Source organism: Streptomyces sp. NPDC042371 (assembly GCF_056437465.1).
Genome location: NZ_JBWKAP010000012.1, coordinates 135,741 through 152,513 on the forward strand (window position 1 = coordinate 135,741; position 16,773 = coordinate 152,513).

Sequence of the window (16,773 nt, forward strand, 5' to 3'; positions counted from 1 at the left end):
CCCGACGTGACCTGATGTGACCTGAATGGCTCCCGCCGCGGCAGCCCTGCGCACACCCCGCGTGTGGCGTCTTCCGTCGCGGCCCGGCCTGGGCCATCATGATCCGCCATCAGCCGACGGCCGTCTGCGAAGAGGTGGAGCTCATGTCGGGACTACGGATGGGACAGGGCGTACTGCGCCGCAAGCCCATCGAGCAGATCGAGGAGACAGAGGCGGGGGCGGGCGGCGGGCTCGCCAAGTCCCTCGGGCTCTGGCAGCTCACCGCGATCGGCGTCGGTGGCATCATCGGCGCCGGAATCTTCAGCCTCGCCGGGGCCGTCGCCAACGGCACGGCGGGGCCCGCGGTGCTGGTCTCCTTCCTGATCGCGGGTGTCGCGAGCGCGGCCGCCGCCTTCTCGTACGCCGAGTTCGCAGGCATGATCCCGAAGGCCGGGTCGGCGTACACCTACGGCTATGTGGTGCTCGGCGAGCTGACAGGCTGGTTCATCGGCTGGGACCTGCTCCTGGAGTACACCGCGATCGTCGCCGTGGTCGCGATCGGCATCTCCGGCTACTTCGGCTTCCTGGTCGAGGAGATGGGAGCCGAGCTGCCGAACTGGATGATGGGCGCGCCCGGCACCGGTGACGGCCACAAGGTCGACCTGTTCGCCGCGGTGCTGTGCCTGTTCATCGCGTACCTGCTCACGCTCGGCATCAAGAACGCCGCGCGCTTCGAGATGATCGTGGTCGTCCTGAAGGTCATCGTGGTCCTCGTCGTGATCGCGGTCGGCTTCTTCCACATCGAGACCGGGAACTACGATCCGTTCTTCCCCTACGGGGTCAGCGGCGCGTTCACGGGCGCGGCCACCGTCTTCTTCGCCGTCTTCGGGTACGACGCGATGAGCACCGCCGCCGAGGAGTCCAAGGACGCCCAGCGCCACATGCCGAAGGCGATCCTGTACTCCCTCGCCATCTCCATGGTGCTGTACGTCCTCGCGTGCCTGGTCCTCACCGGCATGCAGAGCTACAAGGACGTCGACCCGGAGAGCGGCTTCTCCACGGCGTTCAAGTCCGTGGGGCTCGGCGGCCTTGCGGACGTCATCGCGGTGGGCGCGATCATCGGCATCCTGACCGTGATGTTCACGTTCATGCTCGGCTGTACGCGCGTGTGGTTCTCGATGAGCCGGGACGGCCTCCTTCCCAAGTGGTTCGCCAAGACGCATCCGACCCGGCACGTGCCGACGCGCGTGACGTGGATCGTGGGGTTCGCCTCGGCCGCCATCGCCGGTTTCCTGCCGATCGGCGAGGCGGCCGAGCTGACCAACATCGGGATCCTGCTGGCGTTCGTCGTGGTCTGTGTCGCGGTGATCGTGCTGCGCTACAAGCGGCCGGAGCTGTCGCGCACGTTCCGCTGTCCCGGCATGCCGGTGGTGCCCGCGATCGGGGTGGTCTTCTCCATCTGGCTGATCACCTTCCTGGAGTGGCAGACCTGGGTGCGGTTCGCCGTGTGGTTCGTGATCGGCCTCGGCGTGTACTTCGGCTACTCGTACCGGAAGTCGGAGCTGGCGAGGACGGATCAGGGCAGCACCGGGACGTGAGGCGGAGGCGGGTCAGGAGCTCCGTTCGATGGACTTCTGGTACTCGCGGGCCATCTGCTCCAGGCCCTTGTTCTTCCACTCGGCCCAGAACGGCCGCCACTCGCCGATCTTCTTGCGCCCGCTGACGATGTCGTTGACCAGGTCGGTCGCCTCGGTGGACATGCGCCCGTAGTGCTGGGTGTACGCGTCCGAGTAGTGGCCGACCGTGGGGTTGCGGATCGCGGTCTCCAGGAGCTTCTGCTCGGCGGCGTAGACGTCCTTCACGTCCTGGGCGCGGTCCGCGCCCGGGAAGCTGGACGCGATGAGGGCGAAGGGCGAGGTCGTCGACGTCTGCAGCCCACTGAAGAGGCCCTCGACCTGCTGCTTGCCCTGCTTGGTCCGGTCGGGGAAGCCGTTCTTGTCGTACGTGAAGTCCTCGCCCTCGGTGCCGTACTCCAGGAACTCGCGCTCCTTGCTGCCGAACGGCGCGGCCAGGTAGTCGAGGACGCGAAGGAGCATGCGCACCCGCTTCTCGTCGCCCTTCTTGATGGCGGTGTAGCCGATGGTGCCCAGGTGGTAGTGGTGGTTGGGCTGCTTGCCGCCCGCGGCGAACGGGAGCAGGATCTCGGCCGCGATGGCGGGGTCCTGGACGCGGATCTCCTTGCGCGCGTTGTAGGGGTTGGCGTGCACGGTGGCGCCGATCGTGCCCTGCGCCATCTTGATGTACGCGTCGGCCATCTTGGGGTTGCCGGGGTAGAAGACGCCCGCCTTCTTCAGCTTCAGGACGAAGTCGAGGGCCGCCTCGTACTCGTCGGTGTCCTGGAACCAGGTCAGCGAACCGTCCTTGTTCTGCCGCCACTTGTTGGGGGCGCCGAAGCACTGGCTCAGCACGCTGACGGCGTTGACGTAGATCGGCTCCAGGGCCCAGGTCTTGCCGCCGGTGACCTCCTTGCACTTGGCGAGGAACTCCTCGGGGCTGCTCGACGCGATGCCGTCCGCCTTCTCCCAGACCTTCGGGTTGCCCGCGTAGACCTGGCCGAACGCCGGGTAGGGGACGGGCGCGCCCCAGATCTTGCCGTTGACGACCGCCGTCTTCCAGTGCGCGGGGGTCATCGCGGCGAGGTTCGGGTACTTCTTCACCGCGTCACCGGATACGTACTCCGTGATGTCGGCGCACTTGGCCTCCAGGAGTTCGGCGACGTGCTGGATGCCCTGGTTCGGCGGTATCCACAGGAGGTCGGGCAGGTCGCCGCCCGCGATGGTCGCGGAGAACTTCTCCTCGTAGCCGGGGTCGGTGCCGAGGATGGCGGTGAGGTCGACGCCGAGTTCCTTGTTGAGCTTGCCCCAGTACGCGTTCGAGCCCTTGGGGGTCGGCGGCTGGGTCCAGATCTCCGTGAGCATGGTGATGCCCGAGCCGTCGCCGGGGGTCTTCGCGACGCTGCGGACCAGGTCCTTCGGGTAGGAGAGGAAGCCTGCCGAGAGGCCCTTCGCGTTGGGGGCGAGGTCGGGCTTGATCTTGGTGAAGGGGATGTGGGAGGGCAGCTTCACCTTCGACGACGCCGCCTCGCCCGTCTTCTTCGTGCCGGAGCCGCAGCCCGCCAGGGAGGTGACGGCCGCGCCCGCGGCGACGGAGGTGGAGAGGCTGAGGAAGGTGCGTCGGGACATGCCAGGCATGGGAATCTCCGCGGATGAGGTCGTGGTGGGGCGGGGTGGGGTCAGCCCTTGACGGCGCCGGTGAGCACGCCCTTGGTGAAGTACTTCTGCAGGAAGGGGAAGAGCGCGAGGATCGGCAGCAGCGCGAGCATGACCACGGCCATGGACAGGGACTGCTGCGGCGGCATGTGGGCGATGCCGAGCTGGTCGCTCGTCATGGACTTGTTCTGGACGACGTACGTCCGCAGGACCAGCTGGATGGGCCACTTGCCCGAGTCGTTGAGGTAGAGCATCGCGTTGAAGAAGGCGTTCCAGTACGTCACCGCGTAGAAGAGGCCGACGACGGCGACGACGCCCTTGGAGAGCGGGAGCACGATGCGGGTGAGGATGCGCCAGTCCCCCGCGCCGTCGATGCGTGCCGCCTGGTAGAGCTCGTCGGGGATGTTCATGAAGAACGCCCGCAGGACGACGAGGTTGAAGGCGTTGATGAGCACCGGGAGGATCAACGACCAGTAGGAGTCGAGGAGTCCGAGCTCCTTGACCACCACGTACATCGGGACCATGCCCGGCGCGAACAGCAGCGTGAAGAGGACCATCAGCAGGATCGGCTTGCTGCCGGGGACGCCGCGCTTGCTGAGGGCGTACGCGAGGGCGATCGTCGTCAGGAGCGAGAGCGCGGTGCCGACCACCGTGATCAGGACGCTCACGACCACCGCGCGCGAGACGATGCCGCCGGACAGGATCGTGCGGTACGCCTCCAGGGTCGGGTCCGTGGGAAAGAGGACGAAGCCGCCGGACTCGGTGATCTCCTTGCGGGAGGCGAGGCTGGTGGAGAGGACCGTGAGGAAGGGCAGGATCATCACGGCGCAGATGACCGTGATGACGACGGCCTTGGCGGCCGACCCGATCTTCGTCGGCGGCTCTTCCCAGGCGGGCCGCTCCTCGCGGACCCGCGGTGTGCGCAGGGGGAATCCGAAGCTGCTCATTTGCTGTACACCCCGTGCTCTCCGAAGGCGTGGGCGACCTTGTTGGCGCCCCAGATCATCAAGGCCCCGATGACTCCCTTGACCAGGCCCGCCGCGGCTCCGACGCCCCAGTCTCCGTAGACGACACCGTGGTAGTAGATGTACGTGTCGAGGACTTCCGCCGCTCTGGCGCCGACCGCGTCGCGCTGGAGCAGGAACTGCTCGAAGCCGACGGAGAGCACGTCGCCGAGGCGGAGCACGAGCAGCATGATCGTCACGCCGCGGACGGCAGGCAGCGTGATGTGCCACATGCGGCGCCAGCGTCCCGCGCCGTCGACGGCCGCCGACTCGTAGAGGCTCTGGTCGACGTTGGCGAGCGCCGCCAGGTAAATGATCATTCCCCAGCCGATGTCCTTCCAGATCACCTGACCCGTGATCAGGAGCGGGAAGGTGCTGGGGTCGCTCATCACGTCGAGCGGCGACATGCCGTGGTCGCGCAGGTAGTTGCTGAAGAGGCCCGCGCCGCCGAGGACCTGCTGGAAGAGCGCGACGACCAGGACCCACGAGATGAAGTGCGGCAGGTACACGATGCTCTGCACGAACTTCTTGATGCGCGGGCTGACCAGGCTGTTGATCAGCAGCGCGAGGGCCAGCGGGGCCGGGAAGAAGAAGATCAGCTGGAGCGCGGCGAAGGCGAGGGTGTTGCGGACCGCCTCCCAGAACGCCGGGTCGGCGAACAGCTCCTGGAAGTTGGCGAGGCCGACCAGCGGGCTGTCCTTGAAGCCGATGAAGGGCTGGTAGTCCTGGAAGGCGATGACGTTGCCCAGCATCGGGACGTAGAAGAACCCGATGAAGAACAGCACGCCCGGGGCCATGAGGGCGAGCATCACCCAGTTGTTGCGCAGCCGGACACGCAGCGGGGCGCGCATGCGCAGCTTCCGACCAGGGTCCCCCGAGGGGGACTTCGACGTCGACTTCGACACGGACGCGGGCGGTGACGCGGCCTGTGGCCTGCGTCGCGTTGCAGGGGATGTCACTCGTTCTCCCTGGCCTGGCGGCACGACGGAATGGGGACACCGGCAAGCGGGCTTCTGGGGAGTGTCCTTGTGGGACGGAATAAAGAAGCCAACTTGCCGAAAGTGAGCCACATCATGGAAGGGCCGCCCGCGCCCGTCAACCACCTGTGAGGCCTAAGGGGTTGGACTTTTCTGCGCGGCGCGTTCGTTGTGTTCCATCTGTTCCAAGTGGTCCAGTGCGAGGCGGGCCGCCCCGGTTGCGGTGGATTCCTCACCCAGCACGGAGGTGCGCACTTCGGGTGCGTACGGGCAGCTCTCGGCGAGGCGCCGGGCGAACGGCTCGCTCAGCAGGGCGCCCGCCCGGGAGATGCCGCCGCCGAGCACGACCGCGCGCGGATCGAGCACGGCGACATGGCGGGTGAGGCTGTCGGCGAGGCATTCGGCGAAGGCGCGCAGGGTGTAACGGGCGCCGCCGTCGCCGGCGGCCGCGGCGGTGACGACCGCGCGCGCCGCGTTCTCGCGGGTGGGCCGCTCCGCGCCCTGATGACCGGCGAACCAGTCGAGAAGCCGCTGGTAGGAGCGTTCCCAGCCGTCCCCGGCGACCATCTCGCCCGCCGCCCCGTGGTGCCCGCGGTGGAGTTCGCCGCGGAGCCACAGACCGATGCCGAGACGGTTGCCGACGTAGAGGTAGACGCAGTCGCGCACGTCGACGCTGACGCCGCCGGTGCACTCGGCGAGGGTGGCCAGCTGGATGTCGTTGCCGACGACGACGGGACCGTGGACGGTGCCTTCGAGTTCACGGGCGAGGTCGCGGCCGGTCCACTCGGGCAGCGAGTCGCTCACCGCGACGCGCCCCTCGGTGTCGACCATGCCGCTGGTGCCGATGCCGGTGGCGAGCGGGTGCACCCCGGCCGCCTCCGGCTTGGCGAGGCATCCGGCGATCGCGGTGCGTACGGCGTCGAGCCGTTCGCGTGCGGGCAGTTCGGGCGTGACGGCGACGCGCTGGACCGCGACGGTGCGGCCGAGCAGGTCGGCGGCGAGCACCAGGATCTTGTGCGCGCCGATGTCCACGCCGAGGACGTGTCCCGCCTCGGCGCGGAACCGGAACCTGCGGGCCGGTCTGCCGACGGCACCGCTGCCCGGGGCCAGCTCCACGAGCCGTCCCTCGCGCAGGAGTTGCGCCGTCAGGTCCTGTGCCGTCGGCCGGGAGACGCCGATCAGCGCGGCCAGCTCGGGCACGGTGATCTCGTCGCGTTCGCGCAGCACACGCAGGGCTGCCGCCGCGTTCAGCCGTCGCAGCAGTGACGGATCGCCACTCAACGGGTCGCCGCTCATGGGTCCCTTCCCCTTGACAGCAAGATCGGTTGCTCCCAGGGTGACCCGGAGCGATTGAGAAACTTACCTAACAAACAGCGCCCTTGGGAGCACAGATGGGTCAGACAGAACCGCAGGCCGGCCATCCCGAGCTGGAGTGCGGCGTCGGCATCTGGGATCAGGACGTCTACGGAAATCATCGCCTGCTGGTGGAGGTCACCGACGCGGCCCCCGCCGTCGCGGCCGAACTCCCGTGGCGCCGCCAGGGTGTGAGCGTACGTTCCGTCATGGGCGACGTGGACGTGATCGTCCTCGCCCCGTCCGGACTGCGGGTGCACAACGCGGTGGCCGTGGAGGTGTCCGAGGAGCGCGGCCGCATCGCCTTCGAGCCGGTGGAGGGTCCCGGCGCGTACGCCGTGCACTATCTGCCGTACGCGCACACCGGCAAGCCGTACTACCCCCAGGCCGCCTACCGGCCGCCGACGCGGACCGCCGACCCGGGCTGGGCGCACCGCTGCGGCCTCGACGGGGGCGGCGTCGAGGGGGCGGGCACCGACGGGACAGGCCCCGCGGGCGAGGGCGACGTCTGGTCGCGGCTCCCCCGGGCCGAGGCGTTCCGCTACGAGGCGGCGAGCGCGGTCGACTCGTTCGCTCCGATAGGCTTCGCCGCGACCGGAGCCGAGTGCGCGGCGCTGCGCCGTGCGCACTCCGGGGAGCGGTTCGTGGTCTTCGCCGAGGATCGCGCGCATCCGCTGGGCCGGTACGGCAGCCTGCCCGCCCGCTGGGCGCGGGCGACGCCGGGCGCGGCCTTCACGGGCACGGCGGACCGTGGCGAGTTCTACGCGGTGCAGATCGGTGTGTACGCGCTCACCGGTCTCACCGACGTGCGCGCCGAGGTGCGTGGGCTGCCGTTCGCCGTACGGTGCCTCAGCACGGGCGGCATCGACGCGCGCGGGGCCACCTTCGAACGGCACGTCGAGGTCGCCGAGGGCGGGGTGACCGCGCTGTGGTGCGGCATCGACGTGCCCGAGGGCGCCGACCCCGGCGAGTACGAGGGTGAGATCGCCGTCAGCGCACAGGGGGCTCCGGAACGCACGCTGCCGCTGCGGCTCACCGTCCGCGAGGCCGTCGTCGCCGGGCACGGCACGGGCGACCCGGCGCGGCTCGCCCGGCTCCGCTGGCTGGACTCGACGCTTGCGCAGGACGACGAAGTGGTACCGCCGTTCACACCCGTGAAGGTCGACGGGCAGCGGCTTTCGATTCTCGGGCGGGCCGTGGAGCTCGGCCCCGACGGCCTGCCCCACCGGATCTCCTCGACCTTCACCCCGTCCGTGACCCGCGCCGACGGACCCGAGCGGGAACTGCTCGCCGCGCCCCTCGCGTTCGATGTCGGCCGCATCCTGGAGTACGGTCCGCTCACCCTCGACCAGCCGGGCCCGGCCCGCGCACGCTGGTACACGACGGCCACGGGCCCCGACGTACTCCTGAACACGGAAGGGGAGTTGGAGTCCGACGGCTTCCTCGTCCTGCACGCCACCGTCGAGGCCACCGCCGACACCGAACTCGACGTGACCCTGGACGTGCCGATGCGCGAGGACGTCGCGCGGTACGCCATGGGGCTCGGCCTGACGGGCCGCGCGTGCCCGGCGACGTACGACTGGACGTGGGACACCCCCACCCGGAACCAGGACGCCTGCTGGCTCGGCGACCCGGCGGCGGGCCTCCAGCTCTCGCTGCGCGACGAGCACTACGCGCGACCGCTCAACACCAACTACTACCGCGAGAAGCCCCTGGTCACGCCCCGCTCCTGGGCGGGCGAAGGGGACGGCGGGGTACGGCTGCGGACCGGCGGCGGGGTGCGCACGCTCACCGCGTTCAGCGGCCCGCTGCGGCTGCGCGCGGGCGAGAGCCGCCGCTTCACCTTCCGGCTGCTGCTCACCCCGTTCAAGCCGCTCGACCCGGAACGCCAGCTCACCGAGCGGTACTTCCACGCCTACGCCTCCCCCGGCGAGGTCGCGGCGTACGGCGCGAACGTCGTCAATCTGCACCACGCGACGCCGCCCAACCCGTACATCAACGACCCGCTGCTCGGCGCCAGGACGCTGCGCGCCTACACGGACGAGGCACACCGGCTCGGGGTGCGCGTGAAGGTGTACGACACGATCCGCGAACTCACGCGCCACACACCGGAGTTGCCGGTCCTCGCGTCGCTCGGCGACGAGATCTTCGCGCCCGGGCCCGGCGGTGGACACGCGTGGCTGCGGGAGCACATGGGCGACAGTTACGTGCCGGGCTGGGTGGCACCCGACGTCGGTGACGTCGCGGTCGTCACGTCCGGCGACTCGCGGTGGCACAACTCCTATGTGTGCGGCATCGAGCGGCTGCGCCGGGTCGTCGGCGTGGACGGGCTCTATCTGGACGACGTCGCGTACGACAGGACCACCATGAAGCGGGTCCGCAAGGCGCTCGCCCGGTCCGGCGACTCCGCGCCGCTGGTCGACCTTCACTCGTGCAATCAGTTCCGCGGTCCTGACGGCTTCGCGTCGAGCGCCAATCTCTACGCGGAGCTGCTGCCGTACGTCGACCGGCTCTGGCTCGGCGAGCTCTTCGACTACGACGGCAGGGACGGCGCGGACGGGGCCGACCCCGCCTACTGGCTGGTCGAGATGTCCGGCATCCCCTTCGGGCTGCTGGGCGAGATGCTGGAGGGCGGCGGCAATCCGTGGCGCGGCCTGGTGTTCGGCATGACGGCACGGGCTCCGATGACCGACGTACGGCCGCTCTGGCGGGCCTTCGACCTGCTCCGGCTGCCCGAGGCGGAGATGACCGGCTGGTGGGCGGGTGAGCCGCCCGTGCGGACGGGGCGGGACGACGTCCTGGCGACGACGTGGCAGGGTCCTGGCGGGACGGCGACCGCCGTGGCGTCCTGGGCGCCGGAGCCCGCCGAGGTCGTCCTTGTCACGGAGTCGGGCCCGGTGGCGGCGTACGCGCCCGCGGTCGAGGGCTTCCAGCCGGAGCGGTCGTTCGCCGCGGGCGAGCCGGTCCCGGTGGCCCCGGGACGCGGCTGGCTGCTGCGGATCGCGCCGCCCGCGGACGGGCCCGCCGCGTCTACTTCCCCATGACCAGGCCGTCCTTGCCCGCGCCGCGGCTGAGGACGACGCGGCGGATCCGGTCGCGCACGGCGCTCACGTCGGCGCCGCGGTCGAGGGCGGTGTTGAGGTTGACGACGCGGCCCGGGTCCGTGTCGAACCACATGGGGAGGAACTCGGCCTTCTTCACCTCCCAGCGGGCGCCCGGGCGTGCGGGCGGAGCGAAGGTGAAGCGGCCGATGGTGCCCTGGTTGCCGCGCGGGTCGTGCGCCCCCTCGTGGTTGATCATGTCTCCGGCGATCTGGTCGCCCATGCCGTAGATGACCCAGGTGCCGTTGACCTTCTCGTAGGCCTGCGGGACGTGGGCGTGGGTGCCGAGGATGAGGTCGATGTCGGGGCGCCCGCCGGTGCGGGACGCCGTGAGCTGCTTGCCGAGCCGCAGCTGCTGCCGGTCGGGCGCGTCCTGCCACTCGCTGCCCCAGTGCAGGCTGACGACCACCACGTCGGCGCCCGCCTTCCGGGCCGCCCTGGCGTCCGCGACGATCTTGCCGCGGTCGATGAGGTCGACCGACCAGGGCTTGCCCTTCGGCAGGGGATAGCCGTTCGTGCCGTACGTGTACGCGAGCTGCGCGACCTTGGCGTCGCCCGCCCGCAGCCACGCCGGGGTCCTGTCCTCGGCGGCCGAGCGGGCCGAGCCCGCGTGCTTGATCCCCGCCTTGTCGAGCGCGTCCAGGGTGCGGCGCACACCCGCCGAGCCGTCGTCGAGGGTGTGGTTGGAGGCGGTGGAGCACGCGTCGTACCCGGTGGTCCTGAGGGCGCGGGCCACTTGGGGCGGCGACTTGAAGCTGGGGTAGCCGGAGTAGTCGCCGTTGGCTCCGTAGACCGTCTCCATGTGGCAGATCGCCAGGTCGGCCTTGCGGATGACCGGCTTGGCGCCCGCGAGCATCGGCGCGAAGTCGTAGCCGTCGCCGCCCGCGTCCGCGTTGGCCTTGCGGATGATCGAGGAGTGCGGCAGGACGTCCCCGGAGGCGGCGAGGGTGAAGCCGCGCTTTCCGGCCGCGGATCCACCGGCCGGGGAGTGCGCGGGGGCCGAGTCGACGCGCCGGGACTTCCCCTGCGCGGGCTCCTTCCCGGTCGCGTCCTGCTGGGCCGAGCAGGCGGTGGCGCCCGCGATGCCCGCGATCAGGAGGGCCGCGGCGGCGGCCGTCACGGGGCGCGGACGCGGGACGTTCCGCGGGGTTGTGGGGGTGGAGGTGGTAGGTGTGTGCCGTGTGATCCGTGCGCGCTGCTTCATCGGTCGGGCTCCATGGATGGGGCGATATTCGGCCAGACGAAGTCACATACGGAGCTAACGGTTAATCAAGGACCATTGCCGTCACAGTCCCTGAAACGGAGTCAAACGAATTCACCTGTGACGCGAAGAACACAGGGCGGCCGACCTGCGGTGAAACCGGGGGCCGGGTCAAGGCTCCGTAAAGCGCCTTGCTCAGCACCCCTCGCGGGTAATCGGCTGTTCCTCACCGTGTGCCGGACAGGGGGGCCAGAGGCCGGTGACGCGCACGGACCGGAGGAAGGCGGAGCGGATGCGGCACGAGAGCAGAGGAAACCACGACGGCGCGGACGGCCCCCAGGGCGGCGAACTGGTCGTCCCCATGGCGTGGTTGTACGCCGAGTACATCGCCGACGAGCTGCTGCGCACCGGCGATCTGATGCCGCCCACCTCCTTCGAGTACCGGGCGGGCCGCGACGCCCTCGCCCTGACGATCTTCCTGTCGGACACCAGGGGCGAGCTGTCCGGAATCCGCGTGGTCTCCCAGCTGGAGACCTGGCTGGACCTGACCGCCTACGGCCAGCCGTGGCAGGACTGGGTCCGCGAGCGGATGGCGCTGCTCGTGGCCGACGCCGTCGCCGAGGCACCCGGGCCCGATCTGGCCCTCGCCGACCAGGCCTGGCGCTGGCTGCAGGAGACCGAGCTCCTGGCGCCCGACCTGGACTCCGTGCCCGGCCGCGCGGTGCAGGGCGAGGAGGACGGGCCGAAGGTGTGGACCCCTGCGTGGCGGCTCGGGCTGCCGCTGGGGCATCTGGCGATCCATCTGTTCTGAGGTGCTCCGGCCTTGAATGATTCCGCGTTCCGCTGCGTACCGGAGGAGGAACAGCACCCGGCACCGACACGGAACGGCAAGGAACGCCATGGGGCCCCTGGAGCGGCATCGTGACGCGGGCGCCTACGCGCTCGGCGTCCTGGACGAGGCGGACGCCTGCCGCTTCGAGGATCACCTCACGGACTGTCCCGCCTGCCTGCTGGCGATGGACGAACTCCACACGGCGACACGGCAGTTGCAGCTCTATGGACGGGCGACTCCGATCCCTGTGGAGCCGTTCGCCGCCCCCTCCCCCGGCTTCCTGGACCGCCTCCTGAGCGAGGCAGGGAGGCTGCACGGCGTGCGGCGCGGGAGACGGCTGTGCGCGGTCGCCGTCGGTGTGGTGCTGGCCGTCGGCGCGCCCGCCGTGGCCGTCATGACGGCGGGCGGCTCCGAGCCCGTGCGGATCAGCGCGCGGGACGCCCGCAGCGGGCTCTCGGCCACGCTCACCGCCCGGGACCGGGCCTGGGGGACGGAGATCGGGCTCACGGTGCGCGACACGGCGGCCGAGGAGCGGGTCTGCGAGCTGGTCGCCGTCGGCGCCGACGGCTCCGAGCAGACCGTCATGTCGTGGCGGGTCCCCGGGCCGACCGTATGGACGCGGGGCGCCGCGGCCCTGCACACCGCGCGGACCGACCGGTACGAGGTGCGCACGGCGCGGGGGAAGCGGCTGCTGACGCTGCGTCACCCGTGAACCGCGCGCCCGTCACTTCAGCAGCCGCGACATCCGCCGGTCCGCGAGCAGCTTCCCGCCCGTCTGGCAGGTCGGGCAGTACTGCAACGAGGAGTCGGCGAAGGACACCTCCCTGATCGTGTCGCCGCACACCGGGCACGGCTCGCCGGTGCGGCCGTGCACGCGCAGGCCGCTCTTCTTCTCCGCCTTGAGACGGCCCGCCGCGACTCCGCGCGAGCGCTCCACCGCCTCGGTCAGCGTAGCCAGCAGCGCCACATGCAGCCCATGGACTTCCTCCTCGGTAAGGCTCGATGTCAGCCGGAACGGGGACATGCGGGCCGCGTGCAGGATCTCGTCGCTGTACGCGTTCCCGATGCCCGCGATCAGGCTCTGATCACGCAACGCCCCCTTGATCTGCCGCCGTTCACCCTCCAGGAGACGCGCGAACCGTTCCTCGTCGAACCCGGCGGCCAGCGGGTCGGGGCCCAGGCGCGCGATGCCGGGCAGCTCCCCCGGCGCCTCGGTGACGTACACCGCGAGGCGCTTCTGCGTGCCCGCCTCCGTGAGGTCGAAGCCCTCTCCCGTCTCCAGGGCGACCCGCAGCGCCAGCGGGCCCTTGCCCGGGCGCGGCACGCCGTCAGGGAGCCTGTCGTGCCACCGCAGCCAGCCCGCGCGGGCGAGGTGGGTGACCAGGTGCGTCCCGTCGGCGTCGATGTCGAGGAACTTGCCGTGCCGCCGCACGGCGGTGACCGTGCGGCCTTCGAGGGCCGTGGGCGGCGGGTCGTACGTCTTGAGGACGCTGACGGCGGTGGGCAGTACGCGCACGATCTCCCGGCCGACCAGATGGTCCGTCAGGAACTCGCGCAGGGCTTCTACTTCCGGCAGTTCGGGCATGTCTTCTCGCTCACTCCCGCGGTTCCGCGGCGGGCACGACGAACTCGCACCACACGGACTTGCCGCCGCCGCGCGCGTCGACGCCCCACACGTCCGCGAGCCGGTCCACCAGGAGCAGGCCGCGGCCCGACACCCCGGACTCGCCCGCGTCGCGGCGGCGGGGCAGGGCGCTCGACGAGTCCTCGACGTCGACGCGCAGCCGCCGCTCGGTGCCGGTCAGGACGCGCAGTGTCACGACCGCGGATCCGTCGGTGTGCATCAGGGCGTTGGTGATCATTTCGTCGGCCACCAGCTCGATCTCGTCGGCGCGTTCGCCCGCGCCCCAGGCCCGCACCGCGGCCCTGATCATGTGCCGGGCCTCGGCGAGGGCCTCCGGGTCGCTCGGTGCGACATGCTGCCTCAGGCGGCCGCCCGCCTGGGGCGCGTCCTGGGCGCGGCGGCGCAGCAGCAGGAGCGCGACGTCGTCGTCCCCGCCGCGGCCGTCGACGATGCCGCAGAGCCGGTCGGCGAGCCGTTGCAGGTCGCGGGGGCCGACGGCGGCGAGCTCCGCCAAGGCCCGCATGCCGTCGTCCACATCGGCGCCCGGCTCCTCGACGAGGCCGTCGGTGCAGAGCAACAGGGTCTGGCCCGGGTCGAGTTCGAGGGTGGTGACGGGGTAGTCGAGCCGGCCGAACTCCGCCGAGAGGCCGAGGGGCAGGCCGCCGTCCACCGGGACCCGGTCGCAGGAGCCGTCGGCGCGCTGGAGGAGCGGGTCGAGGTGGCCCGCGCGGACGAACTGGACCACGCCGGTCGACAGGTCGGCGTCGGCGTAGAGGCAGGTGGCGAAGCGTTCGGTGTCCAGTTCGTGCAGGAAACCGGAGGCGCGGGCCATGACGGTGGCGGGCGTGTGGCCCTCCGCGGCGTAGGCGCGCAGGACGATGCGGAGCTGGCCCATGACGGCGGCGGCGTGCGTGTCGTGGCCCTGGACGTCGCCGATGACGGCGCCGACGTGGCCACCGGGCAGCGGGATCACGTCGTACCAGTCGCCGCCGATGTCCCGCCCGAGCGCCGCCGAGCGGTACCGCACGGCGATCTCCGCGCCGGGCACGCCGGGGATGGTACGGGGCAGCATCGCCTGCTGGAGCCCCTGGGCCAGGTCCTTCTCCTGCTCGTAGAACATGGCCCGCTGCAGGCTCTGCGCGATGCTGCTGCCGAGGGCGACCAGGACGTTGCGCTCATCCTCGGTGAAACCGGTCTTGTCCTGGTAGAGCAGGCCGAGCACGCCGATGGGGCGGGCCTGCGCGATCAGGGGCAGATAGGCGGCCGCGGTGATGCCCAGTTCGTCGATGTGCGGCCAGAGCAGCGGATAGGACTCCGCGAAGTCGTCGGCCGTCTCGATGTAGCGCGGCGCGAGGGTGCGCACGACCTCGCTCATCGGGTAGTCCTCGTCGACGCCCGTGAGGCGGGTGCCGGGCACGAAGCTGCCCACGGGCCCCTCGGCGACGAGCCGGATCCGTCCCGCCTCGACGAGGCCCATCACCAGGTTGGAGGCGCCCAGGTACGCGAGGCCGTGGGTGTCCCGCAGCACGTCGATGACGTCCCGCACCGTGCGGGCGTGCGCGAGCGCCGCCGTGGTGCCCTGGACGAGGCTCGTGGTGCGGCGCCGCTCGGCCTCCTCGTCGGCGCGCTCGCGCAGTGCGGCCGGGCTGTCGCCGAGCTCCCGGGTGGCGTCCCTGACGAGGCCCACGATGCGGCGCGGGCGGCCCGTGGCGTCCCGCTGGATGCAGCCCTGCGTGTGGGTCCAGCGCAGCGCGCCGGTGTCGCAGCGGATCCGGAAGTACGCGCCGTAGGTGTCGCTGCCGTCCTTCAGGGCGTGCGAGACGATCTGGTCCAGGCGGTGCCCCTCGACGGTCGGCACGCGGAAGGCGAGGGTCTCGGGCCGGTTGTCGTACTGCTCGGGGCGTACGTCGAAGACCTCGTGGGCGGTGGCGTCCATCGTCATCCGGCCCGTGTCGAGGTCCCAGTCGAACCGGCCCATGCGCAGCGCGGCCCCGTACAGCGCGAGGAAACAGCCGACCGGTTCCCCGGCCGGCTGTCCACAGCGGCATTGCCCCGCCGGGTCGTGCTCCATGGACCCACGCTAGGCGGAGGCCCCCGAGCGCGCACGCGGGAGCCGCGGCGTGCGGGGCGGGGCCCGGCCGGGGCGGGCAGGGCTCCGCCGTCCAACCGCGGGCCCCGCCCACTTGGACACCGTGCGATCCGTTCCTGCGTCCGCTAGGCCGTCTCCGCGACCTTGCTCTGGACCCGCATCGCCACCTCCGTCCACATCTCCGCGCTCTCACCGGCGAGGTAGGCCACGATGCCCCTGCAGTGCGGCGGGACCTTCTCGATGATCTGGTCCCACTCCTCCATGCTGATCGTGTGGATGTTGAGCAGCCGCAGCAGGGTGCGGCCGATCTCGCTGAAGCGCAGGGCCGGGTCGGCCTTGAGCCGCTTGACCGCGGCGGCACGGTCCTGGGCCGCGTCCCGGTCGGGCACGGCCGAGGGGCGGGCGACCCGCGGGGCGGGGACGTGGTCCTCGCCGCTCGTCCGCCGCCCGCGCTGCGGCACGGGGTCCTCACCGCGCATCATGCGGTTGCGTACGTCCCGTACCGTCTCCGGCGAGATGGACGCGACGCGGGCCACCTGGCGCAGCGACAGGCCCGGGTTCTGCGCGATGAGCTCGCTGGCGACCCTGCGCCCTTCGGCGCCGTTGATGGGCCGGACCCGGCCGTCGTGGCCGATCCGGCTCTCTTCGCCGTCGCGGCCGCCCGGGGCGCGTTTGCGGATGTCCGCGACGGTGCCGGGCGCGATGCCGCTGACCGAGGCGATCATCCGGTCCGACCACTGCGGGTGCGTGGCGATGATGCGGGCGGCCGCCCGCTTGCGGTCCACCGTGGTCAGCGGCAGGCCGTGGGTGACGTTCGACTCCACGGCGAGCACGAAGGCGTCGTCCTCCGCGCCGTCGAAGTACCGCACCGCGATCTTGCGCTGCCCCTGGAGTTCGGCGGCGCGCAAGCGGTGCAGGCCGTCGATGACCCGCATCGTCGGGCGGTGCACGGTGATGGGCGGCAGCGGGGTCTGCACGACCGCCAGTGCCTGGACGTGCTCCGGATCGACTCCGGACGTCCGCGGTGAATCAGCCGTCGAAAGCGAGCCGATCTCGACTTCGACGACCATTAATCGGTCGATCTCTTCGTGCCCGGGTGTTGCCAACTCAACTCCCCCTAAAGCTCTGATGTCCCCCGTGTGCGCGTCCCGGCACGCCGACCGGTCATGCCGCACCGCCGCGCCGCGCACGCGTTCGCCCTTGGTCGAGGGCCCCTGAAATGAATGCGTTGCGCGCTCTGCAGGCGTGCTCTCCCGGATCACGGCGAAGGGTGCGGCGCGCACGTGTGCGCCCCTCGACGTCTTCAAACACCGCAATCGGATTCCGGAAATTCACGGAATCCGT

At 71.1% G+C, this 16,773-nt stretch carries 12 protein-coding genes; 4 read left to right on the forward strand and 8 right to left on the reverse strand.

The features are described 5' to 3' along the window. Positions 1-143 precede the first annotated feature (143 nt). Positions 144-1,577: an amino acid permease gene (locus AC068B_RS32040; RefSeq protein WP_478675034.1), complete on the forward strand. Its 1,434-nt coding sequence runs from the start codon at positions 144-146 to the stop codon at positions 1,575-1,577. A 12-nt stretch (positions 1,578-1,589) separates the two neighbouring features. Here the strand turns inward: AC068B_RS32040 and AC068B_RS32045 are convergent, their stop codons facing one another. From AC068B_RS32045 to AC068B_RS32060, 4 genes are all read right to left on the reverse strand, one after another. Then, the gene (locus AC068B_RS32045; RefSeq protein ID WP_478675035.1) at positions 1,590-3,221 is read right to left on the reverse strand and encodes an extracellular solute-binding protein; all 1,632 of its coding nucleotides are present in this window, start codon (positions 3,219-3,221) and stop codon (positions 1,590-1,592) included. Between the two features lie 50 nt (positions 3,222-3,271). Next, positions 3,272-4,195, reverse strand: a complete 924-nt coding sequence (locus AC068B_RS32050) for a carbohydrate ABC transporter permease (protein ID WP_478675036.1) — start codon at positions 4,193-4,195, stop codon at positions 3,272-3,274. Next, positions 4,192-5,103, reverse strand: coding sequence for an ABC transporter permease (locus AC068B_RS32055; protein ID WP_478675037.1), 912 nt, complete (start codon positions 5,101-5,103; stop codon positions 4,192-4,194). The genes AC068B_RS32050 and AC068B_RS32055 overlap by 4 nt, the downstream gene beginning before the upstream one ends. 261 nt (positions 5,104-5,364) lie before the next feature. Beyond that, entirely contained in the window at positions 5,365-6,525 is a 1,161-nt protein-coding gene (locus AC068B_RS32060) for an ROK family protein (protein WP_478675038.1), read from the reverse strand. Positions 6,526-6,620: 95 nt separating this feature from the next. Between AC068B_RS32060 and AC068B_RS32065 the strand changes: the two genes are divergently transcribed. After that, on the forward strand, positions 6,621-9,626 hold the full coding sequence (locus tag AC068B_RS32065) for a glycoside hydrolase domain-containing protein (protein WP_478675039.1): 3,006 nt from the start codon (positions 6,621-6,623) through the stop codon (positions 9,624-9,626). Here the strand turns inward: AC068B_RS32065 and AC068B_RS32070 are convergent. Then, positions 9,613-10,887, reverse strand: coding sequence for a CapA family protein (locus tag AC068B_RS32070; RefSeq protein WP_478675040.1), 1,275 nt, complete (start codon positions 10,885-10,887; stop codon positions 9,613-9,615). The genes AC068B_RS32065 and AC068B_RS32070 overlap by 14 nt on opposite strands. A 289-nt stretch (positions 10,888-11,176) precedes the next feature. Between AC068B_RS32070 and AC068B_RS32075 the strand changes: the two genes are divergently transcribed. Next, positions 11,177-11,695: a hypothetical protein gene (locus AC068B_RS32075; protein ID WP_478675112.1), complete on the forward strand. Its 519-nt coding sequence runs from the start codon at positions 11,177-11,179 to the stop codon at positions 11,693-11,695. An 88-nt stretch (positions 11,696-11,783) separates the two neighbouring features. Further along, positions 11,784-12,428 carry a hypothetical protein gene (locus AC068B_RS32080; RefSeq protein ID WP_478675041.1) on the forward strand — a complete coding sequence of 215 codons (645 nt, stop codon included), beginning with the start codon at positions 11,784-11,786 and terminating at the stop codon, positions 12,426-12,428. A 12-nt stretch (positions 12,429-12,440) separates the two neighbouring features. On the opposite strand, the gene AC068B_RS32085 is transcribed toward AC068B_RS32080, so the two are convergent. From AC068B_RS32085 to AC068B_RS32095, 3 genes are all read right to left on the reverse strand, one after another. Then, entirely contained in the window at positions 12,441-13,301 is an 861-nt protein-coding gene (locus AC068B_RS32085; RefSeq protein WP_478675042.1) for an Fpg/Nei family DNA glycosylase, read from the reverse strand. Positions 13,302-13,311: 10 nt separating this feature from the next. Then, on the reverse strand, positions 13,312-15,411 hold the full coding sequence (locus AC068B_RS32090; protein WP_478675043.1) for a SpoIIE family protein phosphatase: 2,100 nt from the start codon (positions 15,409-15,411) through the stop codon (positions 13,312-13,314). A 143-nt stretch (positions 15,412-15,554) separates the two neighbouring features. Continuing rightward, positions 15,555-16,499 (reverse strand): streptomycin biosynthesis protein, encoded by a 945-nt coding sequence (locus AC068B_RS32095; protein ID WP_478675044.1) that lies wholly within the window; start codon positions 16,497-16,499, stop codon positions 15,555-15,557. Positions 16,500-16,773: the final 274 nt, after the last annotated feature.

Excerpts from the sequence above, each read along its gene's own strand:
- AC068B_RS32040 (WP_478675034.1), top strand. The coding sequence starts at position 144 with ATGTCGGGACTACGGATGGGACAGGGCGTACTGCGCCGCAAGCCCATC.
- AC068B_RS32045 (WP_478675035.1), bottom strand. The coding sequence starts at position 3,221 with ATGTCCCGACGCACCTTCCTCAGCCTCTCCACCTCCGTCGCCGCGGGC.
- AC068B_RS32050 (WP_478675036.1), bottom strand. The coding sequence starts at position 4,195 with ATGAGCAGCTTCGGATTCCCCCTGCGCACACCGCGGGTCCGCGAGGAG.
- AC068B_RS32055 (WP_478675037.1), bottom strand. The coding sequence starts at position 5,103 with ATGCGCGCCCCGCTGCGTGTCCGGCTGCGCAACAACTGGGTGATGCTC.
- AC068B_RS32060 (WP_478675038.1), bottom strand. The coding sequence starts at position 6,525 with ATGAGCGGCGACCCGTTGAGTGGCGATCCGTCACTGCTGCGACGGCTG.
- AC068B_RS32065 (WP_478675039.1), top strand. The coding sequence starts at position 6,621 with ATGGGTCAGACAGAACCGCAGGCCGGCCATCCCGAGCTGGAGTGCGGC.
- AC068B_RS32070 (WP_478675040.1), bottom strand. The coding sequence starts at position 10,887 with ATGAAGCAGCGCGCACGGATCACACGGCACACACCTACCACCTCCACC.
- AC068B_RS32075 (WP_478675112.1), top strand. The coding sequence starts at position 11,177 with ATGCGGCACGAGAGCAGAGGAAACCACGACGGCGCGGACGGCCCCCAG.
- AC068B_RS32080 (WP_478675041.1), top strand. The coding sequence starts at position 11,784 with ATGGGGCCCCTGGAGCGGCATCGTGACGCGGGCGCCTACGCGCTCGGC.
- AC068B_RS32085 (WP_478675042.1), bottom strand. The coding sequence starts at position 13,301 with ATGCCCGAACTGCCGGAAGTAGAAGCCCTGCGCGAGTTCCTGACGGAC.
- AC068B_RS32090 (WP_478675043.1), bottom strand. The coding sequence starts at position 15,411 with ATGGAGCACGACCCGGCGGGGCAATGCCGCTGTGGACAGCCGGCCGGG.
- AC068B_RS32095 (WP_478675044.1), bottom strand. The coding sequence starts at position 16,499 with ATGGTCGTCGAAGTCGAGATCGGCTCGCTTTCGACGGCTGATTCACCG.